Annotated in this window: 25 protein-coding genes; 20 read left to right on the forward strand and 5 right to left on the reverse strand. The window is 61.0% G+C overall.

The window, feature by feature from the left end:
• Nucleotides 1–22 precede the first annotated feature (22 nt).
• The 12 genes from HGO40_RS07810 to araH all read left to right on the forward strand — a co-directional run bounded on the left by HGO40_RS07810 (nt 23) and on the right by araH (nt 11,587).
• The gene (locus HGO40_RS07810; protein WP_186707199.1) at nt 23–379 is read left to right on the forward strand and encodes a PilZ domain-containing protein; all 357 of its coding nucleotides are present in this window, start codon (nt 23–25) and stop codon (nt 377–379) included.
• Nucleotides 380–390: 11 nt separating this feature from the next.
• The gene (locus HGO40_RS07815) at nt 391–1,185 is read left to right on the forward strand and encodes a TatD family hydrolase (RefSeq protein ID WP_250962549.1); all 795 of its coding nucleotides are present in this window, start codon (nt 391–393) and stop codon (nt 1,183–1,185) included.
• 384 nt (nt 1,186–1,569) lie between these two features.
• Entirely contained in the window at nt 1,570–2,208 is a 639-nt protein-coding gene (locus HGO40_RS07820; RefSeq protein WP_186707201.1) for a TetR/AcrR family transcriptional regulator, read from the forward strand.
• Between the two features lie 155 nt (nt 2,209–2,363).
• Nucleotides 2,364–3,332: a GTP 3',8-cyclase MoaA gene (locus HGO40_RS07825; RefSeq protein ID WP_003204238.1), complete on the forward strand. Its 969-nt coding sequence runs from the start codon at nt 2,364–2,366 to the stop codon at nt 3,330–3,332.
• A gap of 264 nt (nt 3,333–3,596) precedes the next feature.
• Complete coding sequence (locus HGO40_RS07830) at nt 3,597–4,202, forward strand: DUF4823 domain-containing protein (protein WP_250962550.1); 606 nt, start codon at nt 3,597–3,599, stop codon at nt 4,200–4,202.
• Nucleotides 4,203–4,217: 15 nt separating this feature from the next.
• Entirely contained in the window at nt 4,218–4,778 is a 561-nt protein-coding gene (locus tag HGO40_RS07835; protein ID WP_250962551.1) for a DUF1285 domain-containing protein, read from the forward strand.
• Nucleotides 4,779–5,136: 358 nt separating this feature from the next.
• A complete protein-coding gene (locus HGO40_RS07840; protein ID WP_250962552.1) occupies nt 5,137–5,883 on the forward strand; it encodes a FadR/GntR family transcriptional regulator in 747 nt (248 codons plus the stop codon).
• Nucleotides 5,880–6,755: an SMP-30/gluconolactonase/LRE family protein gene (locus HGO40_RS07845; RefSeq protein ID WP_250962553.1), complete on the forward strand. Its 876-nt coding sequence runs from the start codon at nt 5,880–5,882 to the stop codon at nt 6,753–6,755. The genes HGO40_RS07840 and HGO40_RS07845 overlap by 4 nt, the downstream gene beginning before the upstream one ends.
• A 235-nt stretch (nt 6,756–6,990) precedes the next feature.
• Nucleotides 6,991–7,809, forward strand: a complete 819-nt coding sequence (locus HGO40_RS07850; RefSeq protein ID WP_186707205.1) for an SDR family oxidoreductase — start codon at nt 6,991–6,993, stop codon at nt 7,807–7,809.
• A gap of 174 nt (nt 7,810–7,983) precedes the next feature.
• Nucleotides 7,984–8,988 carry a substrate-binding domain-containing protein gene (locus HGO40_RS07855; RefSeq protein WP_250962554.1) on the forward strand — a complete coding sequence of 335 codons (1,005 nt, stop codon included), beginning with the start codon at nt 7,984–7,986 and terminating at the stop codon, nt 8,986–8,988.
• 75 nt (nt 8,989–9,063) lie between these two features.
• On the forward strand, nt 9,064–10,608 hold the full coding sequence (gene araG / locus HGO40_RS07860; protein WP_250962555.1) for an L-arabinose ABC transporter ATP-binding protein AraG: 1,545 nt from the start codon (nt 9,064–9,066) through the stop codon (nt 10,606–10,608).
• A gap of 10 nt (nt 10,609–10,618) precedes the next feature.
• Nucleotides 10,619–11,587: an L-arabinose ABC transporter permease AraH gene (araH, locus tag HGO40_RS07865; protein WP_250962556.1), complete on the forward strand. Its 969-nt coding sequence runs from the start codon at nt 10,619–10,621 to the stop codon at nt 11,585–11,587.
• 283 nt (nt 11,588–11,870) lie between these two features.
• Here araH and HGO40_RS07870 read toward each other — a convergent pair whose 3' ends face one another.
• Nucleotides 11,871–12,251, reverse strand: coding sequence for a Rho termination factor N-terminal domain-containing protein (locus HGO40_RS07870; RefSeq protein ID WP_250962557.1), 381 nt, complete (start codon nt 12,249–12,251; stop codon nt 11,871–11,873).
• Between the two features lie 32 nt (nt 12,252–12,283).
• The gene (locus tag HGO40_RS07875; RefSeq protein ID WP_250962558.1) at nt 12,284–12,631 is read right to left on the reverse strand and encodes a hypothetical protein; all 348 of its coding nucleotides are present in this window, start codon (nt 12,629–12,631) and stop codon (nt 12,284–12,286) included.
• A 191-nt stretch (nt 12,632–12,822) separates the two neighbouring features.
• Here HGO40_RS07875 and HGO40_RS07880 point away from each other — a divergent pair, with 191 nt between their 5' ends.
• On the forward strand, nt 12,823–13,305 hold the full coding sequence (locus tag HGO40_RS07880; protein WP_030137727.1) for a GNAT family N-acetyltransferase: 483 nt from the start codon (nt 12,823–12,825) through the stop codon (nt 13,303–13,305).
• A gap of 3 nt (nt 13,306–13,308) precedes the next feature.
• Here HGO40_RS07880 and HGO40_RS07885 read toward each other — a convergent pair whose 3' ends face one another.
• Nucleotides 13,309–13,941 (reverse strand): glutathione S-transferase family protein, encoded by a 633-nt coding sequence (locus tag HGO40_RS07885; protein WP_250962559.1) that lies wholly within the window; start codon nt 13,939–13,941, stop codon nt 13,309–13,311.
• A 188-nt stretch (nt 13,942–14,129) separates the two neighbouring features.
• Between HGO40_RS07885 and HGO40_RS07890 the strand changes: the two genes are divergently transcribed.
• From HGO40_RS07890 to HGO40_RS07910, 5 genes are all read left to right on the forward strand, one after another.
• Nucleotides 14,130–15,110, forward strand: coding sequence for a 2-dehydro-3-deoxygalactonokinase (locus HGO40_RS07890; RefSeq protein WP_250962560.1), 981 nt, complete (start codon nt 14,130–14,132; stop codon nt 15,108–15,110).
• Between the two features lie 19 nt (nt 15,111–15,129).
• A complete protein-coding gene (locus HGO40_RS07895; RefSeq protein ID WP_250962561.1) occupies nt 15,130–15,750 on the forward strand; it encodes a 2-dehydro-3-deoxy-6-phosphogalactonate aldolase in 621 nt (206 codons plus the stop codon).
• Between the two features lie 49 nt (nt 15,751–15,799).
• The gene (gene dgoD, locus HGO40_RS07900; RefSeq protein WP_186707213.1) at nt 15,800–16,948 is read left to right on the forward strand and encodes a galactonate dehydratase; all 1,149 of its coding nucleotides are present in this window, start codon (nt 15,800–15,802) and stop codon (nt 16,946–16,948) included.
• Nucleotides 16,949–17,180: 232 nt separating this feature from the next.
• Entirely contained in the window at nt 17,181–18,491 is a 1,311-nt protein-coding gene (locus tag HGO40_RS07905; protein WP_250962562.1) for an MFS transporter, read from the forward strand.
• Between the two features lie 59 nt (nt 18,492–18,550).
• Nucleotides 18,551–19,354, forward strand: coding sequence for an IclR family transcriptional regulator (locus HGO40_RS07910; RefSeq protein WP_250962563.1), 804 nt, complete (start codon nt 18,551–18,553; stop codon nt 19,352–19,354).
• Between the two features lie 6 nt (nt 19,355–19,360).
• On the opposite strand, the gene HGO40_RS07915 is transcribed toward HGO40_RS07910, so the two are convergent.
• A complete protein-coding gene (locus tag HGO40_RS07915) occupies nt 19,361–20,413 on the reverse strand; it encodes an NAD(P)-dependent alcohol dehydrogenase (protein ID WP_186707215.1) in 1,053 nt (350 codons plus the stop codon).
• 180 nt (nt 20,414–20,593) lie between these two features.
• Here HGO40_RS07915 and HGO40_RS07920 point away from each other — a divergent pair, with 180 nt between their 5' ends.
• Nucleotides 20,594–21,484, forward strand: a complete 891-nt coding sequence (locus tag HGO40_RS07920; protein ID WP_250962564.1) for an AraC family transcriptional regulator — start codon at nt 20,594–20,596, stop codon at nt 21,482–21,484.
• A 183-nt stretch (nt 21,485–21,667) separates the two neighbouring features.
• Here HGO40_RS07920 and HGO40_RS07925 read toward each other — a convergent pair whose 3' ends face one another.
• Nucleotides 21,668–23,332, reverse strand: a complete 1,665-nt coding sequence (locus tag HGO40_RS07925; protein ID WP_186707217.1) for a 4Fe-4S dicluster domain-containing protein — start codon at nt 23,330–23,332, stop codon at nt 21,668–21,670.
• A 544-nt stretch (nt 23,333–23,876) separates the two neighbouring features.
• Between HGO40_RS07925 and HGO40_RS07930 the strand changes: the two genes are divergently transcribed.
• Nucleotides 23,877–24,626 carry an electron transfer flavoprotein subunit beta/FixA family protein gene (locus tag HGO40_RS07930; protein WP_250962565.1) on the forward strand — a complete coding sequence of 250 codons (750 nt, stop codon included), beginning with the start codon at nt 23,877–23,879 and terminating at the stop codon, nt 24,624–24,626.

Here is a 24,626-nt window from a genome sequence, read left to right on the forward strand (position 1 = left end):
CTCAATCGCAGCGGAGATCAGCATGAACGAACCTGTCAGTCCCGGTCCTCGCAACGGCATCTTGTCCCTGACCATCAAGGACAAGTCGGTGCTTTATGCCGCCTACATGCCCTTCATCAAGAACGGCGGCCTGTTCATTCCGACCAACAAGAATTATCGCTTGGGCGACGAGGTGTTCATGCTCTTGAGCCTGATGGATGAGTCGGAGAAAATTCCGGTCGCCGGCAAGGTGATCTGGCTGACCCCCAAGGGCGCCCAGGGCAATCGGGCCGCCGGCGTGGGCGTGCAGTTCAGCGACGGCGACAATTCGGCCCGCAATCAGATCGAAACCCACTTGGCCGGCTCCCTGAAGTCCGACCGTCCCACCCATACGATGTAGCCTGGCCTTTTATGCTTGTAGATTCCCATTGTCACCTTGATCGTCTCGACCTCGCTGCCCATGGTGGTTCCCTGGATGCCGCGCTGGACGCGGCCCGGGAGCGGGGCGTCGGTCACTTCCTGTGCATCGGCGTCAGCGCCGACAACGCCGCCGATGTGAAGGCGCTGGCAGAGCGTTATGCCGACGTCGATTGTTCGGTCGGCATCCACCCATTGGACGTCCAGCCCGGCGCCGCGCCGGCGCTCGACTGGCTGTTGCGTGAGCTCGATCATCCACGGGTGGTCGCCATTGGCGAAACCGGCCTGGACTATCACTACGAGCCAGAAGCCGCCGACGTGCAGCCGGCGTCATTCCGGCTGCACCTGGAGGCCGCCCGGCAGACCGGCAAGCCGGTGCTCATCCACACCCGCGGCGCCCGGGCCGACACCCTGGCCTTGCTGCGTGACGCTGCATTGCCCCAGGCCGGTGTGCTGCATTGCTTCACCGAAGACTGGGACATGGCCAAGGCTGCCCTGGACATGGGCTATTACATTTCCTTGTCCGGGATTGTCACGTTCCGCAATGCCGATGCCCTGCGCGACGTTGCCAGTAAAGTGCCGACTGATCGGCTGCTGGTGGAAACCGACTCGCCTTACCTGGCGCCAATCCCCTATCGCGGCAAGCCGAACCTTCCGCAATACGTGCGGGAAGTGGCGGAGGTTCTGGCGATGTTGCGGGGCGAGTCCTACGAGCGATTTGCCGAACAGACGACGGAAAATTTTAAGCAATTGTTTCCGCTGGCTCACGTTCGATCGGCGCACGCCTGAATTTCACGCAAAAAAAACCCGGGTTCTGGGGGGGGAATCCGGGTTAAGACCATTAGGAGTAAAACAAAGGCACGCGGTCCGTTGGCACCTTTATCAGCGCGGCACTTGGGGGAGATGTCGCGCCGACAGTTCAAGTATTGATCAGTATGCCCACCCGTCCAGTCTGGCCGGGGCGGTTTTTAAACAGATTTGGAATACGCTCGCTTCGGATAAGTTCTCACTGTCGTCAAAGCTCGCCAGTACGGCCCGTTGGCAAGGGAAACGACGAGCCGGGGGGGCACGGTTTTGTGAAGAACGGTGGCCGAGAATGGATGATCCGTGCATTTTTGCGTAAGTTAGGCATAATACCCGGCTTCGAATTTTGACCCTTCAGACCTTTTTCTTATGCACAAAGAACCCCGTAAGGTCCGTGAGTTTCGCCGCCGCGAGCAGGAAATTCTCGACACCGCGCTCAAGTTGTTCCTCGACCAGGGTGAAGACAGTGTCACCGTCGAGATGATTGCGGATGCCGTGGGTATCGGCAAAGGCACGATTTATAAACATTTCAAATCCAAGGCGGAAATCTACCTGCGCCTGATGCTCGACTACGAGCGCGATTTGAACGAGCTGCTGCATTCAGCCGATGTGGACAAGGACAAGGAGGCCCTGTCCCGGGCCTACTTCGAGTTCCGCATGCGCGACCCGCAGCGCTACCGCTTGTTCGACCGCTTGGAAGAGAAGGTGGTCAAGGGCAACCAGGTGCCGGAGATGGTCGAGGAGCTGCACAAGATCCGCGCCTCCAACTTCGAACGCCTGACCCTGTTGATCAAGGGCCGGATCAGCGAAGGCAAGCTTGAGGACGTGCCGCCTTATTTCCATTACTGCGCCGCCTGGGCGTTGGTGCACGGCGCGGTGGCGCTGTATCACTCGCCGTTCTGGAGCAACGTGCTGGAAGACCAGGAAGGTTTCTTCCAGTTCCTGATGGACATTGGCGTGCGCATGGGCAACAAGCGCAAGCGCGATACCGACCACCCGAGCACCTGACTGGCCGCACGAGCCAAGACATTCAGCTGCCTTATTGCGCCATGTCCGCTTACATGGCGCAGTGCCCCAGTAATATACTCAGGCTTGGGTCTTGCGAAATCTTGATTTCTAGGTCAATTTTTGCGAGTCCGATTTTTCTCGTGCCGGAGTGATCCATGATCGTTGACCGTCAAGGCAGGCGTTTCCGTAATCTGCGGATCAGCCTGACCTCAGCCTGCAACTACGCCTGTACCTACTGCGTGCCTGACGGCAAGCGGTTGGTGGCTGCGCAGGATGAACTGTCAGCCGAAGCCATGGCGCGCGGCGTGGCCTATTTGATCGAGGCCGCCGGTATCGAGCGGCTGCGCATCACGGGCGGCGAGCCGCTGGTCAGCCCCAAGCTCGAGCGTTTCATGACGGCGGTGGGGCAGATGGGGCTGGAGGACATCAGCCTGACCACCAATGGCCAGTTGCTCGCGAAAAAACTGCCGTTGCTGGTGGATGCCGGTATCCGTCGCATCAACGTTTCCCTCGACACCCTGGACCCCGCCGCGTTTCGCAGTATCGCCCGTGGCGGCGACCTGGCGACCGTGCTCGATGGCATGGAACAGGCCCGGGCCGCCGGGATGAAGATCAAGGTCAACATGGTGCCGTTGCGCGGGCAAAACCTCGACCAGGTGATGCCGTTGCTCGAGTACTGCCTGGAACGTGGTTATGAGTTGCGTTTCATCGAGTTGATGCGCATGGGCCACCTGGCCAGCGATTCCAACGCCTTCCTGCAGCAATTCGTCAGCCTTCAACAACTGCTCAGCCTGATCGGCGACCAGTACGAATACCTGCAGGCCGACGCGCCGGTGGACGCCACGGCGGTGCGTTATGAGATACCGGGGCTGGGGCACTTTGGCGTGATCGCCAACGAAAGCGTGCCTTTTTGCCGTACCTGTTCGCGACTGCGGCTGTCCTCCACGGGCTGGCTGCACGGCTGCCTGTCGTCGAGTAACCGTCACTTCGTCGGCGATCTTCTGGACAAGCCACGCCATCAGGCCTTGCCGGCGCTTCAGCGCTTGTTGGTCAAGGCGCTGGGGGACAAGCAGGAAGTGGCGTTCTCCGGCGGTGCGACCATCATGAAAATCATTGGCGGCTGATCGGACCTTTCCTGGCTTGCGTCTGTAGGAGCTGGCGAAACCTGCGATCTTTTGACTTTTGATCTTTCGCTTGGGATTCAAGTGTCTGGGGAAAGATCGCAGCCTCGTTGCACTCGACAGCTCCTACGGGCGCAGCCCAGCGGGAGCAAGCTCCCTCGCCACAGGTATTCCAAGGCGCAACCCTAACCATCCTGCGAGCTGGCGCAAAAGCTGCATCCTACGACCATTCGCCGGTTTTCCGACACCGGTCTTTGGAGGGATAGGATGCGTAGCCTGGTTTTGCTGCTGGCCGTTTTGGTGCTTGGCGGTTGCATGAATGTCAGCGACATGGGGGAGGGTGTTCGTTATCACATGAGTGATGCCGGCCTGCTGGACCATAGCGAAAGCCGTCGTGTGAACAACCTGCGAATTCAGCCCGACTCGTTCATCTACATCGCTCAGGGCGCCTTCGCTCCGCCGGGCAGTGCCTATCCACGTCCCAATGTCGTGGCCGAAGAAGCCTTCAATGGCTTCATCGAATATTTCCCCATGGTCCGTCGTGCCCGTGTTCCCGAAGGCCTTGATCAGGCGATGGGCGAAGCCCGTGCCGCCGGTGCCCATTACCTGTTGTACACCCGGTTCGCCAAGGCCGATAACCGCATCGGCAACTCCGACGAATGGCTGGATGAGGAAGCCGTGGATCGCCTGGGTGTCGATACCGGCGTGATTCAAATCATGTTGATCGAGACCAGCACGCAGTATTTGATTGATACTGCACGGATCAAGAGGCGTGGCGGTTTACTGACGTTCCACGACAAGCAGCCCCAAGACCTCATCGCCGCGCCTCTGCGTGAATATGCCCGCAGCCTGTTGGGGATGAGCGACCAGTAACTACGAGGAGTCACCATGAGCGGACCGCAAAAAGCCAATGACTTGCTGGGGCAGATCCCCAAGACCAAAGGCCTGCCGCCGGTCCACTTGTGGAACCCCGATTTCTGCGGCGACATCGACATGCGCATCGCCCGGGACGGCACCTGGTACTACTTGGGTACGCCCATCGGACGAAAACCGATGGTCAAGCTGTTCTCCACCATCATCCGCCGCGACGGCGATGATTATTTCCTGATCACCCCTGTGGAAAAAGTCGGCATCAAGGTCGATGACGCGCCGTTCGTGGCCGTGACCCTGGAGGTGGAAGGGCAGGGGGAAGGACAATTGTTGCGCTTCACCACCAATGTCGAGGAAACCACCGAGGCCGGCGCCGCGCACCCGCTGCGGGTGGAGATCGATCCCCAGACCCAGGAACCGACGCCTTACGTGCATGTGCGCAGCAACCTCGAAGCGCTGATCCATCGCAATGTGTTCTATCAACTGGTGGAACTGGCAGTCAGTCGCGAGATCGATGGGCAGCGCTGGCTGGGTGTGTGGAGCGGCGGCGAGTTTTTCCCCATCGGCCTGGAACCCTGATCCTCGGAGCACCGAGGCGTCGCTTTCGCGAGCAGGCTCGCTCCCACAGGGTTTACCGTTGATCAATCTGTGGCGTAATGGCTGGGTAGCTTTTGTGGCGAGGGAGCTTGCTCCCGCTTGAGTGCGCAGCGCTCATCGCTTTTTTTGGGGCCGCTGTGCGACCCAGCGGGAGCAAGCTCCCTCGCCACAGGGTCGTGCAGTACCCAAAAAACCTTGTGGGTATCCAACATCACCGCAAACTGACCCTCCGCCATCGCGAGCAACCCCGCTCCCACACTGGTTTTGCAAAATTCAAATTGACACCCAATCATATGATGATTAGCGTGGGCCACCAATAAGAGTGGCCCGCGTGGTTTTCATGTCCAGCAGTTTTCACGCATCGACCGTCGATTGGCTGGGGGGCTGGATCGCCGCTGGCCAGGTCAAGCCTGGGCAAACCCTCAAGGTCGAAGCGGACTTGGGCGAGCAACTAGGCGTCAGTCGCACAGTGATTCGCGAGGCGATCAAGACCCTGGTGGCCAAAGGCATGCTGGAAGTCGGGCCGAAAGTCGGCACGCGAGTATTGCCGGTGCGCCGCTGGAACCTGTTCGACCCTCAAGTGGTGGGCTGGCTGTCACGCAGCGGCCTGCCGGAAAATTTTGTCGACGACTTGCTGGACCTGCGCCGCACCATCGAGCCGATGGCGGTGCGCTGGGCCTGTGAGCGGGCCACGGCCGATCAGGTGCAGGCGATCCGCCTGGCCTACCATGCCCTGGAACGGGCAGTGGACAGCGGCGCCGATTACAACCGCGCCGACCAGTTTTTCCATGAGTGCATCCTGGCCGCCAGCCATAATCAATTCATCGAACAAATGGTCCCAGCCCTGGGGGCGTTGCTGGCGGTGTCGTTCGAGGTGTCGGCGGCCGACCCGGATGAGTTGCGCCGCACCTTGCCCATCCACAAGGACATCGCCGACGCCATCGCCGCTCGTGACGCGGCCCGGGGTGTCTGGGCCTGCATGACCCTGATCGATAACGCTGACCTGGCGATCAAACGCTTTTACCCCAATGTCATGGCCGGTCGAACAGACGCCGCCGGGCAAGTCGGGAACGGGAGGTTTCAATGAAGTGGACGGCTGTGACGGAACACCGGGCGAAGTTGGGCGAGGGGCGCTTCTGGGATGCGCCGACCCAAGCGTTGTATTGGGTCGATATCGCTGGCAAGCAGGCACTGCGGCTGATCGGCGCCAACGTGGAGATCTGGCAGATGCCCGAGCATGTGTCCGCCTTCATACCGACCCAAAGTGGCGACGCACTGGTGACCCTGAGCAGTGGCGTCTATCGCCTCGATCTTGATTCGCCGGGCCTGGAGCCGCGCCTGACGCTGCTGTGCATGGCCGACCCCCAACTGGGTAATCGCGCCAACGAAGCCCGTTGCGATGCCCTGGGCCAACTCTGGCTCGGCACCATGCAGAACAACATCGGTGCCGACGGCGAGGACTTGCCGATCGAACAACGGTCCGGTGGCCTGTTTCGCGTCGGTGGCGACGGTCGGGTCATGCCCTTGTTGCGCGGGCTGGGCATCCCCAACACCCTGCTCTGGAGCCCCGATGGCACCACGGTGTATTTCGGCGACAGCCTGGACGGCACGGTGTATCGGCACTTTATCTATCCGGAAGGCAATCTCGCGCCGGCCGAGGTCTGGTTCGGCCCACACCCGCGTGGCGGCCCGGATGGCTCGGCGATGGATGCCAGGGGCTATATCTGGAACGCCCGCTGGGACGGCAGTTGCCTGTTGCGGCTGACGCCGGACGGGCAGGTCGACCGGGTGATCGAATTGCCCGTCAGCCGACCGACCAGTTGTGTGTTCGGCGGCGAAGACCTCAAGACGTTGTACATCACCAGCGCGGCGAGCCCCTTGGGTCATCCGCTGGACGGTGCGGTGCTGTCGATGCGTGTCGATGTGCCTGGCGTGGCCTGTACAAGGTTTGCGGGGTAATCCCAAAATATGGGATGTAAATATATATATTGAGATTATTTGGCGGCCGGGTTTATAGTCGGCTCCATCGGCAATACGCACTCACACTAAAAAAACAAAACAGGTGAAGTGATGCAACGATCTTTCCCCGTACGCCCCGGCGGCGTACGCCGGCCACTGTTCTTCCAAGCGCCTTTGCGCCGGTCATCCGTGGATGCCCGGTTTTCGTCGTGCCCGCACGCAGGAGCCTTGAGCCATGGCTGAGCCCTTGGTCTTGCCGCCCGTGCCGGAGCCACCGAAGGGCGAACGCCTGAAAGACAAGGTCGTGCTGTTGACCGGCGCCGCCCAAGGCATTGGCGAAGCCATCGTCGCGGCGTTCGCCTCGCAGCAGGCCCGACTGGTGATCAGTGACATCCAGGCGCAGAAAGTCGAGGCGGTGGCCGCCCACTGGCGTGAACGCGGTGCCGATGTGCAAGCGTTGCAGGCCGATGTGTCGAAGCAGCAAGACTTGCAGGCCATGGCCCGTCGCGCCGTCGAGCTGCACGGTCGCATCGATGTGCTGGTCAACTGCGCCGGCGTCAACGTCTTCCGCGACCCGCTGGAAATGACCGAAGAGGACTGGCGCCGCTGCTTCGCCATCGACCTGGATGGCGCCTGGTACGGTTGCAAGGCGGTGCTGCCACAAATGATCGAACAGGGCGTGGGCAGCATTATCAACATTGCCTCCGTCCATTCGTCCCACATCATTCCCGGCTGTTTCCCTTACCCGGTGGCCAAGCACGGCCTGCTCGGCCTGACTCGCGCCCTGGGCATCGAATACGCGCCCAAAGGGGTACGCGTCAATGCCATCGCTCCGGGGTACATCGAGACCCAGCTGAACGTCGACTACTGGAACGGCTTTGCCGATCCCCACGCCGAACGCCAACGTGCGCTGGATATGCACCCGCCACGGCGTGTCGGGCAACCGATCGAAGTGGCAATGACGGCCGTGTTCCTGGCCAGTGACGAAGCACCGTTTATCAATGCCTCATGCATCACCATCGATGGAGGACGTTCAGTCATGTACCACGACTGAATATTCCTGGATTGCAGTGGGAAACTTCGCCTGTAATCCAATCATCATACGATATGACTATTTAGGCCTATGCTGTGTAGCAACTTGATGTAACCGCCCAGCCTGCGCATTTCCACCGACGGTGGAGCAGACCCTGGACGTTTGGCTTTCAATAAAAAAAACAAGGAGTCAACTATGAAACATCGTCGTGGGATCCGTTCCCTGTGTCGCGCCGCCCTGGCGGTTACCGCAGTCAGCCTCAGCAGCCACTTGCTGGCGGCCGATGCGGTAAAAATTGGTTTCCTGGTCAAGCAGGCCGAGGAGCCTTGGTTCCAGACCGAGTGGGCGTTTGCCGAGAAGGCGGCCAAGGATAAAGGATTCCAATTGATCAAGATCGCCGTGCCCGACGGCGAGAAAACCCTCTCGGCCATCGACAGCCTGGCCGCCAACGGTGCCAAGGGCTTCGTGATCTGCCCGCCGGACGTGTCCCTCGGCCCAGCCATCATGGCCAAGGCCAAGCTCAACGATCTCAAGGTAATTGCCGTGGACGACCGTTTCGTCGACGCCAACGGCAAGTTCATGGAAGACGTGCCATACCTGGGCATGGCCGCTTTTGAAGTGGGCCAGAAGCAGGGCGCTGCCATGGCCGCTGAAGCGAAGAAGCGTAATTGGGAGTGGAAAGATACCTACGCGGTGATCAACACCTTCAACGAGCTGGACACCGGCAAGAAGCGCACCGACGGTTCGGTCGATGCCCTGAAGAAAGCCGGGATGCCGGAAGACCATATCCTGTTTACGGCGCTCAAGACCCTCGCCGTACCCGGCAGCATGGACTCCACCAACTCGGCGTTGGTGAAGCTGCCTAGCGCCGCGAAAAACCTGATCATTGGTGGCATGAACGACAACACCGTGCTGGGCGGCGTGCGCGCCACTGAAGCGGCCGGGTTCAAGGCAGCCAACGTGATCGGCGTCGGCATCAACGGTACCGACGCCATCGGTGAGCTGAAAAAGCCTGACAGCGGCTTCTTCGGTTCGATGCTGCCAAGCCCGCACATCGAAGGCTACAAGACCGCCGAAATGATGTACGAGTGGATCACCACCGGCAAGGAACCGCCGAAGTACACCGCCATGGACGAGGTGACCCTGATCACCCGGGAGAACTTCAAGCAGGAGCTGGAAAAGATCGGCCTGTGGAACTGACGGTCGGTTGATTCAAAAGCGGCCCTGGCCACATGAGTGGCGGGGTCGCTTGATCTTTGTAAGTTCGAGGTGGTTATGCAAGCGCAAACAGCGACACGGCAACACAACATCGGCGGCAGCTTGCGGTTCAACGGGATCGGCAAATCCTTTCCCGGCGTGCAGGCGCTGGCCAATATCAGTTTCGTCGCGCATCCGGGGCAGGTGCATGCCTTGATGGGCGAGAACGGCGCGGGCAAGTCCACGTTGCTGAAGATCCTCGGTGGCGCCTACATCCCAAGCAGTGGCGCCCTGCAGATCGGCAAACAGACGATGGCCTTCAAAGGCACCGCCGACAGCATCGCCAGCGGGGTGGCGGTGATTCACCAGGAGTTGCACCTGGTGCCGGAAATGACCGTCGCGGAAAACCTGTTTCTCGGCCATTTGCCGGCGCGTTTCGGCCTGGTCAACCGTGGTGTGCTGCGCCGGCAGGCGCTGGCGCTGCTCAAAGGCCTGGCCGACGAAATCGACCCGCAGGAAAAAGTCGGTCGCCTGTCCCTCGGCCAACGGCAATTGGTGGAAATCGCCAAGGCCTTGTCCCGTGGCGCCCACGTCATTGCCTTTGACGAACCCACCAGTAGCCTGTCGGCCCGGGAAATCGACCGTTTGATGGCGATCATCGCCCGCTTGCGAGACGAGGGCAAAGTGGTGCTGTACGTCAGCCACCGCATGGAAGAGGTGTTCCGCATCTGTGATGCGGTGACCGTGTTCAAGGACGGTCGTTATGTCCGGACCTTCGAGAACATGAGCGAGCTGACCCACGATCAGTTGGTCACCTGCATGGTCGGCCGCGATATCCAGGACATCTATGATTACCGTCCTCGGGAACGCGGCGATGTGGCGCTGCAAGTGAAGGGCCTGCTGGGGCCGGGCTTGCGCGAACCGGTGAGTTTCCAGGTGCACACGGGCGAGATCCTCGGCTTGTTCGGGTTGGGCGGCGCCGGCCGCACCGAGCTGTTTCGCTTGCTCAGTGGCCTGGAGCGCCAGAGCGAGGGCAGCCTGGTCCTGCACGGCCAGGAACTGAAACTGCGTTCGCCACGGGATGCCATTGCCGCTGGCGTGCTGCTGTGCCCGGAAGATCGCAAGAAGGAAGGCATCATCCCGTTGGGCAGCGTGGGCGAGAACATCAACATCAGCGCCCGACCGTCCCACTCGACCCTCGGCTGCCTGTTGCGCGGTGATTGGGAACGGGGCAATGCCGACAAGCAGATCAAGTCGCTGAAGGTGAAGACGCCGGCGGCCAGCCAGAAAATCATGTACCTGTCTGGCGGCAATCAGCAGAAGGCAATTCTCGGTCGCTGGCTGTCGATGCCGATGAAAGTCCTGCTGCTGGACGAACCGACCCGTGGCATCGATATCGGCGCCAAGGCGGAGATCTATCAGATTATCCACAACCTGGCGGCCGACGGCATCGCGGTGATCGTGGTGTCCAGCGACCTGATGGAAGTGATGGGCATTTCCGACCGAATTCTGGTGCTCTGCGAAGGGGCCATGCGTGGCGAACTGCCGCGCGACCAGGCCAACGAATCCAACCTGCTGCAACTGGCGCTGCCGCGCCAACGCGTTGCCGACGCGGCGAACTGAGAGGTAAATCATGACCATTCAAAACAATGCACTGCCAACGGCACGCAAACCCCTGGACCTGCGTCGTTTCCTCGACGACTGGGTCATGCTGCTGGCGGCCATCGGGATCTTCGTGCTTTGCACCCTGATGATCGACAACTTCCTGTCGCCTCTGAACATGCGCGGCCTGGGCCTGGCTATTTCCACCACTGGCATCGCGGCCTGCACCATGTTGTATTGCCTGGCGTCCGGGCACTTCGACTTGTCGGTCGGTTCGGTGATTGCCTGTGCCGGCGTCGTCGCGGCGGGGGTGATGCGCGACACCAACAGCGTGTTCCTCGGCGTCAGCGCGGCGCTGGCGATGGGGCTGATCGTCGGCCTGATCAACGGCATCGTGATCGCCAAGCTGCGGGTCAACGCCTTGATCACCACCTTGGCGACGATGCAGATCGTCCGCGGCCTGGCCTACATCTTTGCCAACGGCAAGGCGGTGGGTGTCTCCCAGGAATCGTTCTTCGTGTTCGGCAATGGCCAATTGTTCGGCGTGCCGGTGCCGATCCTGATCACCATCGTCTGCTTCCTGTTTTTCGGCTGGCTGTTGAACTACACCACTTACGGGCGCAACACCATGGCCATCGGTGGCAACCAGGAAGCGGCGTTGCTGGCGGGGGTGAACGTTGATCGCACCAAGATCATCATCTTCGCCGTGCATGGTTTGATCGGCGCCTTGGCCGGGGTGATCCTGGCGTCGCGCATGACCTCGGGCCAGCCGATGATCGGCCAGGGCTTCGAGTTGACGGTGATCTCGGCCTGCGTGCTGGGCGGGGTGTCGTTGAGCGGCGGCATCGGCATGATTCGCCACGTCATCGCCGGCGTGCTGATTCTGGCGATCATTGAAAACGCGATGAACCTGAAGAACATCGACACCTTCTACCAATACGTCATCCGCGGCTCGATCCTGTTGCTGGCGGTAGTGATTGACCGGTTGAAGCAGCGCTAGGCAGTAGGGATTACTGGCGACTGATCTGCCGCCATCGCGAGCAAGCTCGCTCCCACAGGGTTTTAGTGTCAGGCGCAGGACCTCGGCACAGCACAGACCCCATGTGGGAGCGAGCTTGCTCGCGAAGGCGTCGACACATCCAACACTTCCTTAGCTGACCCACCGCTTTCGCGAGCAAGCCCGCTCCCACAGGGTTTTAGTGTCAGGCGCAGGACCTCGGCACAACACAGACTCCATGTGGGAGCGAGCTTGCTCGCGAAGGCGTCCTCCCTGACGCCAACCATCACCCGGCCTTGCGCAACGCTTCGACCAGCTCCTGCTTGCGCATCTTCGAACGTCCGGGAATGTTTTTCGCCCGGGCTTCCTTCATCAAGCTGTCCACGGTCTGGGTCCCATGGGAGGCTTTGCTGGTGCGTGGGTGACCCTCGCGGGTCTTGGCGGCGCGGCGGGCTGATTCCTTGCGGTCGGTTTTCTTGGCCGCCGCCGGTTTTTCCTTGCCTGAACCACCGGAGCGTTCGCCGCCACCGGACTGCTTGATCACCGTCGCCCAGGCCCGAGCTTCGGCCTCGCCCTCCGACACACCTTTTTGCTCATAACTTTCTTCGATGTGCTCGGCCTTGCGTTTTTGCTTGTCGGTGTATTTGTCTTTGCTTCCACGAGGCATGGGATGTTCCTCCTCAAATGTCCGGGCAAAGGCTACTGGCTGGCGGCGCCACCTTCGGAACCCGAGCCACCGGTCGTGGTTTTCGAGCCCACTCCGGTCTCGGCGTTATCCGGTGCGGTGGAGTCCGGCGTATTCATGCCACCCTGGCGCCCGGTATCATTCCCCTGCAAGCGTGGATCGGTGCCGGTGGCCGGTGGCTGGCCATTGTTCAGGCTACCGCCACCGGTGCCGTCGGTGTTCAACTTGGGCAGGCCTTGCGTGGCAGGGGAGTTTGGCGCTTGCACGGTGTCGGTTGGCCCAGTGCCGTCAGTAGAGGCCGCGAAGGCCACCGAGGACAACAGCGCGGCGAAGGTGAATGCGGTCAGCCTTGAAGTGATCATGGGTGTCGCCTCCATTTTTCAGAATGCTTACCTGATCTTGGGCCTTGGCGGCTTGGCGTTGGTGCCTTGGGCGCGACGAATGGCAGTTTTGGGAAGAGGCGTGCGTCCGCGATCAAATAGTTGGATCGGTATGTGACGAGCGCCGCGCAGCGGCTTAGTATGGCGCTTTCAATTGGCTACAAGGCCTGTTCATGTCGATCGAGATCCGTCCTGCGCAACCCAGCGATGCGCCTCAAATCCTTGCCTTCATCACCGAATTGGCCGATTACGAAAAAGCCCGCCACGAAGTCATCGCCAGTGTGGCCGACATCGAGCGCAGCCTGTTCAGCGAAGGCGCGACGGCCCACGGGCTGATCTGCCTGCGTGACGGCGTGCCGATCGGTTTCGCGGTGTTTTTCTTCAGCTATTCCACCTGGCTGGGCAGCAACTGCCTGTACCTCGAAGACCTGTACATCACGCCGGAGCAGCGCGGTGGCGGGGCGGGGAAGACGCTGTTGCGCCACCTGGCGAAGATCGCCTGCGACAACGATTGCGGCCGCTTCGAATGGAGCGTGCTGGACTGGAACACGCCGGCCATCGATTTCTACAAATCCCTCGGCGCGCAACCCCAGGAAGAATGGGTGCGCTACCGAATGGACGGCAAGGTGCTACGGGATTTCGCTAACGGCAATTGATGCTCATGAATATGCGTTGGACGCGTATTCGGCAAATCCGGGGCGTTGTTCGAGCCGCTTGCAATAGGCGGCCACCGCCGGATAGTCCGGGCGTTCCATCGGTGTCTGGCGCCAGCGGTGTGCGGACAGACCGATAAGTACGTCCGCAAGGGAAAACGCCGTACCGGCCACGTAGGCGCCGGTGCGGTTCAACTGCTGTTCCAGCAAACCCATCTTCTCGTTCCAGCCTTTGACGCCCGCGGCGATGAGCTGTGGGTCTTGGAAGTCCGGGTGTTTGCGCACCAATCCGTAAAACGCATCGCCCCAGGAAGGATTGAGTTCCGTGGCCTGCCAGTCCATCCACTGCTCGATGCGTGCCCGTGCGGCAGGTTCGACGGGCAGCAGATCGCTGCGCCCCTGCTTGCCCACCAGATAGCGACAAATAGTGTTCGACTCCCAGAGCACACCGTTCTCATCAATGATCACCGGCACTTGGGCATTCGGGTTCAAGGCCAGGAACGCCGGGTCATGGGTCGAGGCAAAGCCGATACCCCAGTCTTCGCGTTCGTAGGCGATGTCCAGTTCCTGGCAGGTCCACAGCACTTTTCTGACATTGATCGAGGAAGTGCGGCCGAGGATTTTCAGCAATTGTCCCATCACTTTTTCCCTGAGTTGTTTAGCGTCCGACCAGAAAACTAGCAGGGTCTTGGACGGATGGCGATTGGCTTTGTGGTTGGCTTATCAGATCCCAATATATGGGAGTGATATTTATATATTGAGATTTTATCGTCCCCAGGTTTATAGTCCGTTCCACTCACTGCCAAAAAACAAAACAGGTGAAGCGGATGCAGGCGCAATTGATCGCGCTCGATTGGGGAACCACCTCATTACGGGCTTACAAACTCGCAGCCGGTGGCGAGGTGCTCGAGCAGCGTTCGCTGTCGTCGGGGATCATGCAGTTGCCCTCCGGGCCACGAACCGTGGCCGGCCGGGTCTGCATCGACGGTTTCGAGCTGGCCTTCGACGAGGCCTGCGGCGACTGGCTCGATGCTCAACCGGGCTTGCCTGTGATTGCCTGCGGCATGGTGGGCAGTGCTCAGGGCTGGCGCGAAGCGCCTTACTGCGACACACCCGCCAACGTCGCCAATCTCGGACATTCCCTACAAACCGTTCGCAGCCTACGCGGCGTCGATGTGCACATCGTGCCCGGCGTGATCCAGCGTTCACGTTTGCCCAATGTCATGCGCGGCGAAGAAACCCAAGTGCTCGGTGCCTTGCACAGCCTGCCAGACGAAGCGGTGCTGATCGGCCTGCCTGGCAGTCATTCGAAATGGGTGGAAGTGGCCGATGGCTGCATTGTGCATTTCGATACCTTCATGACTGGCGAGATCTTCGCCGTGCTCAGTGACCACAGCATTCTCGGCCGCACCCAGCAACGGGGGACGACCTTCGATGGCGTGGCGTTTGACCGTGGCGTGCAGGTGGCGCTGTCGGTGGACGGCCAGATCGGCCCGTTGTCCACCGTGTTCAGCGCCCGCCGCCTGGGCGTGACCGGCGAGCGGGCGGCCAGTGCCCAGGCGGATTCCCTCTCGGGCCTGTGGATCGGCCATGAGCTGGCGGCGCGGGCCGAGGTGCAGCGCCGGCGCCGCGACAGCCTGCACCTGCCGACGGTGGTGCTGATCGGCAACTCCCAACTCTGTGTCCGCTATCAACGGGCCCTCGACGCCTGCGGCTTCGCCCGGGTGGTCCTGGCCGAACAGGCCACCGAACGCGGTTTGTGGCAACTGGCCGTGGCGGCCGGGTTGCTCGATTCCACCGTCCCCTGAACCTGACTGGAGGTCTGACATGCTCACACAAGCACTGGCGCACAACGGGTTGATCGCGATCCTGCGTGGCTTGCGTCCCGAAGAGGCGGCGGCCATCGGCGAGGTCCTGTACAGCGCCGGATTTCGTGTCATCGAAGTGCCGCTCAATTCCCCCGAACCGTACGAAAGTATCCGCATCCTGCGCAGTACCTTGCCGGCCGATTGCCTGATCGGTGCCGGCACCGTGCTCACGCCGGAACAGGTCGGGCAGGTGAAAGCCGCTGGCGGCCAAGTGATCGTCATGCCCCACAGCGACCCGAAGGTGCTGCGTGCGGCGAAAGCGGCGGGCTTGTACCTGTCGCCCGGCGTCGCCACGCCCACCGAAGCCTTTGCCGCGCTGGCCGAAGGCGCTCATGTACTGAAGATGTTTCCCGCCGAGCAAATGGGCCCGGCGGTGGTCAAGGCCTGGCTCGCGGTGTTGCCGGCCGGGACCGTGCTGGTGCCGGTGGGCGGGATTACGCCGGACAACATGGCGGTGTTCGTCGAAGCCGGCGTCAAGGGTTTCGGCCTCGGATCCGGGCTGTTCAAGCCGGGCCTGACAGCGGATGAAGTGGCGGTACGCGCCAAGGCCTACGTGGCCGCATGGAATGCCTTGAACTGAAGATTTTTCCAGCGCCCCGTGCGCTGCATCTGACAAGAGAGACAACAAGATGAAAATTACCAAGCTGACCACGTTTATCGTTCCGCCGCGCTGGTGCTTCCTCAAAGTCGAAACCGACGAGGGCGTGACCGGTTGGGGCGAGCCCGTGGTCGAGGGCCGTGCCCACACGGTGGCGGCGGCTGTCGAGGAATTGTCCGACTACCTGATCGGCAAAGACCCACGCAACATCGAAGACATCTGGACCGTGCTCTATCGCGGCGGCTTCTACCGCGGCGGCGCCATCCACATGAGCGCCCTGGCCGGCATCGACCAGGCGTTGTGGGACATCAAGGGCAAGGCCCTGGGCGTGTCGGTCAGCGATTTGCTGGGCGGCCAGGTGCGGGACAAGATCCGTGTGTATTCGTGGATCGGCGGCGACCGGCCAGCGGACACCGCCCGCGCGGCGAAAGAGGCTGTAGGGCGGGGCTTCACCGCGGTGAAAATGAATGGCACCGAAGAGTTGCAGTTTCTCGACACCTTCGAAAAAGTCGACCTGGCCCTGGCCAACGTGGCGGCGGTGCGCGATGCGGTCGGGCCGAACGTCGGCATTGGCGTGGACTTCCACGGCCGCGTGCACAAGCCGATGGCCAAGGTGCTGATGAAGGAACTCGATCCTTACAAACTGATGTTCATCGAAGAGCCGGTGCTCAGCGAAAACTACGAAGCCCTCAAGGAGCTGGCGCCGCTGACCAGCACCCCGATTGCCCTCGGCGAACGGTTGTTCTCGCGCTGGGACTTCAAGCGCGTACTCAGCGAAGGCTACGTGGACATCATCCAGCCGGATGCGTCCCACGCCGGCGGCATCACCGAAACCCGCAAGATCGCCAACATGGCCGAGGCCTACGACGTGGCGCTGGCGCTGCACTGCCCGCTGGGTCCCATCGCCCTGGCAGCGTGCCTGCAACTGGACGCGGTCTGCTACAACGCGTTCATCCAGGAGCAGAGCCTGGGCATCCACTACAACGAGAGCAACGACCTGCTGGATTACATCAAGGATCCGCAGGTGTTCGACTACGACAAGGGCTTCGTGAAGATCCCGAATGGCCCGGGCCTGGGCATCGAGATCAACGAGGAATACGTCATCGAACGCGCAGCCATCGGCCACCGCTGGCGCAACCCGATCTGGCGCCATGCCGATGGCAGTTTTGCCGAGTGGTGAGTCACGCCTGACCCAAGATCCCTGTGGGCCTGTGGTGAATGCAAAAGCCCATGAGCGCCCCAGAGCCCCTGTGGGAGCGAGCTTGCTCGCGATGGCAATGTATCAGTCACACATGCGCCAACTGACACACCGTCATCGCGAGCAAGCTCGCTCCCACAGTTTGATCTTCGCAGGCAGGGAGATCTTCTTCGGTACGCCCGTTCCTCAATAAACATAAAAAGAGGCACCTCACATGCAAGCGCACACCCTGAGCGCGCAGGCGTCGTTGGTGACGCCTAGCCGCAAGCGTTTTTTCATCATGGTCCTGCTGTTCATCACCGTGGTGATCAATTACCTGGACCGCAGTAACCTCTCGATTGCCGCCCCCGCGCTGACCAGTGACCTGGGCATCGACCCGATCCACGTCGGGCTGATTTTCTCCGCGTTCGGCTGGACCTACGCCGCCATGCAGATTCCCGGCGGCTGGCTGGTGGACCGGGTGCCGCCGCGCATCCTCTACAGCGTGGCGTTGCTGCTGTGGTCGGTGGCGACGGTGATGCTGGGGTTCGTCTCCAGCTTCATCGCGTTGTTCGTGCTGCGCATGGCAGTCGGAGCCCTGGAAGCGCCGGCCTATCCAATCAACAGCCGCGTGGTGACGACCTGGTTTCCCGAGCGCGAGCGGGCCACGGCCATCGGTTTCTACACGTCCGGGCAATTCGTCGGGCTGGCTTTCCTGACCCCGGTATTGGCCTGGCTGCAACACACCTTCGGTTGGCACATGGTGTTTGTCGCCACAGGCGCGGTGGGCATTCTCTGGGCAGTGATCTGGTACGCGGTGTATCGCGAGCCGCGGGACTTCAAAGGCGCCAACGCCGCCGAAATCGAGCTGATCCGCGAAGGCGGCGGGCTGGTGGACATCCAGGCCGAGGCTGCCAAGGTCAAGGCCAAGTTCAGCTGGGCCGACCTGCGGACCGTCCTGACCCAACGCAAGTTGTGGGGCATTTACCTGGGGCAGTTCTGCCTCAACTCCACGCTGTGGTTTTTCCTGACGTGGTTTCCAACCTACCTGGTGAAATATCGCGGCATGGACTTCATCAAGTCTGGCTTGCTGGCGTCGTTGCCGTTCCTCGCGGCGTTTGTCGGCGTGCTGTGCTCCGGGTTCTTCTCCGATTGGCTGATTCGCCGCGGCGCCACGGTGGGCTTTGCCCGCAAACTGCCGATCATTGGTGGGCTTTTGATTTCCACGGCGATCATTGGTGCCAACTATGTCGAATCGACGCCGCTGGTGATCGCCTTCCTGGCCCTGGCGTTCTTCGGCAATGGCCTGGCGTCGATCACGTGGTCGCTGGTTTCCACCTTGGCACCGGCGCGATTGCTCGGGTTGACCGGCGGGGTGCGCAACTTCATCGGTAACCTGGCGGCCATCGCCACGCCGATTGTCATTGGCTTCCTCGCCAGCGGCGATTCGTTTGCCCCGGCCATTACCTATATCGCTGTCCTGGCATTGGCTGGCGCGCTGTCCTACATCCTGCTGGTCGGGAAGGTCGAGCGCATCGAGTTGTAGTCCGACGGGGCGGGCGACCATAATGCCGCCCGTTCCCCGCTCACTGTTGAAGGTCGGCTATGCAGCAAGACGATCCAAAAATCACCAAGGACGCCGCGCCTACCGGCACGCAGACATTGCTGCGTGGCCTGGGCGTGGTCCAGGCGGTCGCCAGTGGCGCCCGCGACTTGAAGGAAATCGCCCGGCTGATCGGCACCACCCGCAGCACCACCCATCGCCTGGCCAGTTGCCTGGTGGACGAACGTTACCTGCGCGTGGTGCCGCAAGTGGGTTACCTGCTGGGTCCGAAGTTGATCGAACTGGGTTTCCAGGCCCGGGAAGAGCTGCCCCTAGTGAGCCTGGCGGGGCCGTACCTGGACGAGCTGTCGGCGCTGACCGGGGACACCGTTCACTTGGCGATTCGCGAGGGCGACGAAGTCTTGTACCTGCTGAAGAATCCGGGGCGCAACGGCCCGGAAATGCGCTCGCGGGTAGGCCATCGCATGCCGCTGGCGCGCACCGGGATCGGCAAGGCGCTGATGCTCGATGATTCTCAGGAACAATGGAAGCGGCTGTATGAAATCAGCCTGCCGGCGGGAGGGAAGAATCAGTTCTGGCCCCAGCATCAGGAGCAATCCTGGGAACAGTTCCAGCATCGGATGGTGGAATACGTGGCGGGGGGCTATGCGTTCGACCTGGAAGACAACGAGCCGTCGATTCGTTGTGTGGCGGCGCCGATTCGAGACGCGGGCAAGCGCATCGTCGCTGGTATCAGCATCGCCAGCACCGTGCCGTACATGCCGCTGGAAAAGATGGCCGAGCTGATTCCCCTGGTCAAAGGGGTCACAGCCCGGCTGTCGGCGGAGCTGGGCGCCAAGGTCTGACGAGCGTCAGGCCTTGAGCGTCGCCATGTCGATGACGAAGCGGTACTTCACATCCCCGGCGATCATGCGGCTGTAGGCCTCGTTGATCTGGCGGATGTCGAGCATTTCAATGTCGCAACTGATGTTGTGCTCGGCGCAGAAATCCAGCATTTCCTGGGTTTCTGCGATACCGCCGATCAGCGAGCCGGCCAGCACTCGGCGCCCCATGATCAGTTTTGCCGCGTGTACCGGTGGGTCGACCGGCTCGACCAGGCCCACGATGATGTGTACACCGTCGAAATGCAGCGTGTCGAGGTAGGGATTGAGGTCGTGCTGCACCGGAATGGTGTCCAGCAGGAAATTGAAACGTCCGGCGGCAGCCGCCATCTGTTCGGCGTCGGTGGACACGATCACATGGTCCGCGCCCTGACGACGGGCCTCTTCAGCCTTGCTCGCCGAGCGGGTGAACAACGTCACTTCTGCGCCCATGGCCTTGGCGAACTTGATGCCCATGTGGCCCAGGCCGCCCATGCCCAGCACGCCGACCTTGTCGCCAGCCTTCACGCCGTAGTGTTTGAGGGGCGAATAAGTGGTGATGCCGGCGCACAGCAGCGGCGCGGCGCTGGCCGGGTCGAGTGTTTGCGGGATGCGCAGCACAAAGTGCTCGCTGACCACGATGCTGTCGGAATAACCGCCCATGGTGTGGCCACCGCTGACGCGGTCCGGGCTGGCGTAGGTCTGGGTCATGCCTTCGAAGCAGTATTGCTCCAAGTCCGCCCGGCACGCTTCGCACTCGCGGCAGGAGTCGACCATGCAGCCCACACCGACCAAGTCGCCGACTTTGTGAGCGGTAACATTCGCACCGACGGCGGTGACTTTTCCGATGATTTCATGGCCGGGCATCAGCGGGTAGACGGCAATGCCCCATTCATTGCGGGCCTGGTGGATGTCGGAGTGGCAGACCCCGCAGTAGAGAATATCGATCGCCACATCGTCGGCTCGCGGGCTGCGACGCTCGAACTTCATGGGGGCGAGGGGAGTGGTTGCCGATTGGGCGGCATATCCGATGGCTGTGTACATGATGGACCTCGCTAAGCAGTGAACGGTGAGGGAATCCATTCTGGGAGTCATGGCGGCAGGCGGCGATGGCGATTCCTCCGCCTGTCATGCCTAATCCTCCGGCATTGGCCAGGATTTGATTCCATGTGACGCCAGACCTGCGATGATGGTTTCATCCCATTTTCCGTGAAGTTTTCGACCATGTTGTTGACCCGCCATCTCGATGCCAATGCCACGCTGGTTTCACTGATCGAACCCTTGGCGACCCGCGACGGTTTTGTCCCTACACCGCTGCCCGGCGTGCATGCTTTGCGCGCCAGCCAGGACGTCGCTCGTGGCCCGCAGCTCTACGAGCCGAGCCTGGTGATCATCGCCCAAGGCAGCAAACTGGCCTACCTGGGGCCACGCACAATGGAATATGGCGCCGGGCATTATCTGATCCAGGCCTTGCCGGTGCCGTTCGAATGCGAAACCTACGCCATGCCCAATGCTCCGCTGTATGGCGTTTCCGTTGCGATCGACCGGGCGATGTTGGGGGAGTTGGTGCTTTCCATGGGATTGATGCCAGGGCGGAATCTACCGCCCCAGACACCGGAATCCATGACCTGCGCAGTGCTCGATGACGCCATGCGTGGGTGTGTCGAGCGCTTGTTGCGCTGCCTGCACGATCCGCTGGAATGCCAGGTCATGGGCCAGGCACGATTGCGGGAGTTGCTGTTCGTCGCGTTGCGCGGTCCCCAGGCTGATGTGCTGCGGGCGCTGGTGGAGCAGCAAGGCCAGTTTGCCCGGATTGCCGCGGCCCTGAGCCATCTGCATGCGCATTTCACCGAGCCACTGAACGTCGAGACCTTGGCCAGTTGCGCGAACATGAGCGCTTCGACCTTCCATGAGCATTTCAAGCGCAGCACCTTGCTGTCGCCGGTGCAGTACCTCAAGCGGTTGCGCCTGCTCAAGGCTCAGCGCCTGCTGATGTGCGAGGGCATGAGTGTGGCCCACGTCGCGCACCAGGTGGGGTATCAGAGCCCGTCGCAATTCAGTCGCGAATACAAGCGCTACTTCGAGCGCAATCCCGGGGAAGAGCGCGCGGCCTGACCTTTTGAATGTCCCTTGTGGGAGCGAGCTTGCTCGCGATAGCGGTGTATCAGTCGACATCTTTGTTGAATGAACAATAGCTATCGCGAGCAAGCTCGCTCCCACATGGGGTTGCGGTGTTTTTTGAATCGGGGGCAACAAAAAGGCCCCCATTGCGGGAGCCTCGATGTTCGGCGTGTCGGCTTACATGTTCGGGTAAGTCGGCCCGCCAGCGCCTTCCGGCGATACCCAGGTGATGTTCTGCGCAGGGTCCTTGATGTCGCAGGTCTTGCAGTGGACGCAGTTCTGGGCGTTGATCTGGAAGCGCTTCTCGCCGTCTTCCTTGGTCACCACTTCGTACACGCCAGCCGGGCAGTAGCGCTGGGCCGGTTCGTCGTACAGCGGCAGGTTCTTGCTGATCGGGATGCTCGGGTCGGTCAGCTTCAGGTGGCAGGGTTGTTCTTCTTCGTGGTTGGTACCGGAGATGAACACCGAGCTGAGTTTGTCGAAGCTGATCTTGCCGTCCGGTTTCGGGTAGTCGATCTTCTTGCAATCGGCTGCCAGTTTCAGGCACGCATAGTCGGGCTTGTTGTCATGCAGGGTGAACGGAATCTTGCCACCGAAAATGTTCTGGTCGAGCCAGTTGAAACCGCCACCGATGATTGCGCCGTATTTGTGGATCGCCGCACCGAAGTTGCGGCTGGCGAACAGTTCTTCGTACAGCCAGCTGTTCTTGAAGCTGTCGACGTAGGCGGTCAGTTCATCGCCGCCTTCGGACTCGGCGAACAGGCGATCGGCCACGGCCTCGGCGGCGAGCATGCCGGATTTCATGGCGGTGTGGCTGCCCTTGATCTTGGCGAAGTTCAGGGTGCCGAGGTCGCAACCGATCAGTGCGCCGCCCTTGAAGACCATTTTCGGCAGCGAGTTCAGGCCGCCCTTGCAGATGGCACGGGCGCCGTAGCTGACGCGTTTGCCGCCTTCCAGGTACTGCTTGAGCACCGGGTGGTGCTTGAGGCGCTGGAACTCGTCGAACGGCGACAGGAAGGTGTTGCTGTAGGACAGGTCGATAATCAGGCCGACCACCACCTGGTTGTTTTCCAGGTGATAGAGGAAGGATCCGCCGGTGTTCTCGGTGCCCATGATGTCCAGCGGCCAGCCAGCAGTGTGCACCACCAGGCCGGGTTGATGCTTGGCCGGGTCGATTTCCCAGATTTCCTTCAAGCCGATGCCGTAGTGCTGGGCGTCGGCCTCGCTGTCCAGGTTGAAGCGCTTGATCAGTTGCTTGCCGATGTGACCACGGCAGCCTTCGGCGAATAGCGTGTATTTGCCACGCAATTCCATGCCGGGGGTGTAGAGGCCTTCCTTTGGATTGCCTTCGCGGTCGACACCCAAGTCGCCGGTGATGATTCCGCGAACCACGCCGTTTTCGTCGAACAGCGCTTCCTGGGCGGCGAAGCCCGGGTAGATTTCCACGCCCAGGTTCTCGGCTTGCTGGGCCAGCCAGCGGCACAGGTTGCCCAGGGAAATAATATAGTTGCCTTCGTTGTGCATGGTCTTGGGCACAAAGAAGTCAGGGATTTTGCTCGCGGCCTCGGCGTTTCTCAGGACATAAATGTCATCGCGTACGACGGGCGTGTTCAACGGTGCGCCGAGTTCTTTCCAGTCCGGGAACAGCTCATTCAAGGCGCGGGGCTCGAACACCGCGCCGGAGAGGATGTGCGCGCCGACTTCGGAACCTTTTTCGACCACGCAGACGCTGATTTCCTTACCGGCTTCGGCGGCCTTCTGTTTCAGTCGGCAAGCGGCAGACAGGCCAGCGGGGCCGGCACCGACGATGACCACGTCGAATTCCATGTATTCGCGTTCCACAGGCTATCTCCTACTCAAGGCTCACAGTTTTTCTAATTGGAGGTTTGGCGTTGCATCCGTTGTTTCCTTCGCGAAAAGCGACGAAAGAGGCAATGGATGAAACGCGGGTCTCTCTTAAGCGGCGCATTATATCTACACCACTCTCAGGGTCCAATACAAACGTTTGTTTGAAATTGCCGCAGCCCAGATAAATCACTGACGTACGGCTTATGACTGACCATTTTGCCGTATTGACCGGAATAGGCGTTCCGGTCAAGATACGGGCGGTTTTGCGCTCGCCGTAGGCTGACTGTTGGTTCCAAGAGCACCTCTAAAGACAGGGCGAAGGCAGCACAAAGTGACGTATTGCGCGGTTCCCAGGCGCAGTTTACACGCCGCGATAATGAATGACTCATTGGTCATCACTGACGAATGGTCTTCACTCCCGTGAGCTGGGTCATGTGTGGTTCATGCCGGCGTTTTTAGAGGTGCCCTTGCGCCCATGAGCATCAACCGCCAGGTTCGCCTAGGCGACTTTTTTTCACCGGAGAGTAACGAGGAATCCATGAAGGTTCTTGTAGCTGTCAAACGAGTGGTCGACTATAACGTCAAGGTTCGCGTCAAGGCGGACAACTCCGGCGTCGACCTCGCCAACGTCAAGATGTCGATGAACCCCTTCTGCGAAATCGCCGTGGAAGAAGCCGTCCGCCTGAAAGAGAAAGGCGTGGCAACGGAAATCGTCGTCGTCTCCATCGGCCCGACCACCGCCCAGGAACAACTGCGCACCGCGCTGGCCCTGGGTGCCGATCGCGCCATCCTCGTCGAATCCGCCGAAGACCTGACCTCCCTGGCCGTGGCCAAGCTGCTCAAGGCCGTCGTTGACAAGGAACAGCCATCGCTGGTGATCCTCGGCAAACAGGCCATCGACAGCGACAACAACCAGACCGGCCAGATGCTCGCGGCATTGAGCGGCTACGGTCAGGGCACCTTCGCTTCGAAAGTCGAATTGTCCGGCGACAGCGTTGCCGTGACCCGCGAGATCGACGGCGGCGCGCAGACCGTTTCCCTGAAACTGCCGGCCATCGTCACCACCGACCTGCGTTTGATCGAGCCGCGTTATGCGTCGTTGCCAAACATCATGAAAGCCAAGAAGAAGCCGCTTGAAGTGCTGACTCCGGATGCTTTGGGTGTTTCCACCGCCTCCACCAACAAGACCGTCAAAGTCGAAGCGCCGGCTGCACGCAGCGCGGGCATCAAGGTCAAGTCGGTGGCTGAACTGGTCGAGAAACTGAAAAACGAAGCGAAGGTAATCTGA

This window comes from Pseudomonas sp. CG7 (assembly GCF_023701885.1).
GTDB classification, from domain to species: domain Bacteria; phylum Pseudomonadota; class Gammaproteobacteria; order Pseudomonadales; family Pseudomonadaceae; genus Aquipseudomonas; species Aquipseudomonas zanjanensis.

Coding starts and splice junctions, on each gene's coding strand:
- HGO40_RS07870 (WP_250962557.1), bottom strand. CDS start 12,251: ATGCCTCGTGGAAGCAAAGACAAATACACCGACAAGCAAAAACGCAAG.
- HGO40_RS07840 (WP_250962552.1), top strand. CDS start 5,137: ATGTCCAGCAGTTTTCACGCATCGACCGTCGATTGGCTGGGGGGCTGG.
- HGO40_RS07850 (WP_186707205.1), top strand. CDS start 6,991: ATGGCTGAGCCCTTGGTCTTGCCGCCCGTGCCGGAGCCACCGAAGGGC.
- HGO40_RS07915 (WP_186707215.1), bottom strand. CDS start 20,413: ATGTACACAGCCATCGGATATGCCGCCCAATCGGCAACCACTCCCCTC.
- HGO40_RS07845 (WP_250962553.1), top strand. CDS start 5,880: ATGAAGTGGACGGCTGTGACGGAACACCGGGCGAAGTTGGGCGAGGGG.
- HGO40_RS07875 (WP_250962558.1), bottom strand. CDS start 12,631: ATGATCACTTCAAGGCTGACCGCATTCACCTTCGCCGCGCTGTTGTCC.
- HGO40_RS07905 (WP_250962562.1), top strand. CDS start 17,181: ATGCAAGCGCACACCCTGAGCGCGCAGGCGTCGTTGGTGACGCCTAGC.
- HGO40_RS07810 (WP_186707199.1), top strand. CDS start 23: ATGAACGAACCTGTCAGTCCCGGTCCTCGCAACGGCATCTTGTCCCTG.
- dgoD (WP_186707213.1), top strand. CDS start 15,800: ATGAAAATTACCAAGCTGACCACGTTTATCGTTCCGCCGCGCTGGTGC.
- HGO40_RS07835 (WP_250962551.1), top strand. CDS start 4,218: ATGAGCGGACCGCAAAAAGCCAATGACTTGCTGGGGCAGATCCCCAAG.
- araH (WP_250962556.1), top strand. CDS start 10,619: ATGACCATTCAAAACAATGCACTGCCAACGGCACGCAAACCCCTGGAC.
- HGO40_RS07910 (WP_250962563.1), top strand. CDS start 18,551: ATGCAGCAAGACGATCCAAAAATCACCAAGGACGCCGCGCCTACCGGC.
- HGO40_RS07930 (WP_250962565.1), top strand. CDS start 23,877: ATGAAGGTTCTTGTAGCTGTCAAACGAGTGGTCGACTATAACGTCAAG.
- araG (WP_250962555.1), top strand. CDS start 9,064: ATGCAAGCGCAAACAGCGACACGGCAACACAACATCGGCGGCAGCTTG.
- HGO40_RS07830 (WP_250962550.1), top strand. CDS start 3,597: ATGCGTAGCCTGGTTTTGCTGCTGGCCGTTTTGGTGCTTGGCGGTTGC.
- HGO40_RS07825 (WP_003204238.1), top strand. CDS start 2,364: ATGATCGTTGACCGTCAAGGCAGGCGTTTCCGTAATCTGCGGATCAGC.
- HGO40_RS07890 (WP_250962560.1), top strand. CDS start 14,130: ATGCAGGCGCAATTGATCGCGCTCGATTGGGGAACCACCTCATTACGG.
- HGO40_RS07880 (WP_030137727.1), top strand. CDS start 12,823: ATGTCGATCGAGATCCGTCCTGCGCAACCCAGCGATGCGCCTCAAATC.
- HGO40_RS07820 (WP_186707201.1), top strand. CDS start 1,570: ATGCACAAAGAACCCCGTAAGGTCCGTGAGTTTCGCCGCCGCGAGCAG.
- HGO40_RS07920 (WP_250962564.1), top strand. CDS start 20,594: ATGTTGTTGACCCGCCATCTCGATGCCAATGCCACGCTGGTTTCACTG.
- HGO40_RS07855 (WP_250962554.1), top strand. CDS start 7,984: ATGAAACATCGTCGTGGGATCCGTTCCCTGTGTCGCGCCGCCCTGGCG.
- HGO40_RS07885 (WP_250962559.1), bottom strand. CDS start 13,941: ATGGGACAATTGCTGAAAATCCTCGGCCGCACTTCCTCGATCAATGTC.
- HGO40_RS07815 (WP_250962549.1), top strand. CDS start 391: ATGCTTGTAGATTCCCATTGTCACCTTGATCGTCTCGACCTCGCTGCC.
- HGO40_RS07895 (WP_250962561.1), top strand. CDS start 15,130: ATGCTCACACAAGCACTGGCGCACAACGGGTTGATCGCGATCCTGCGT.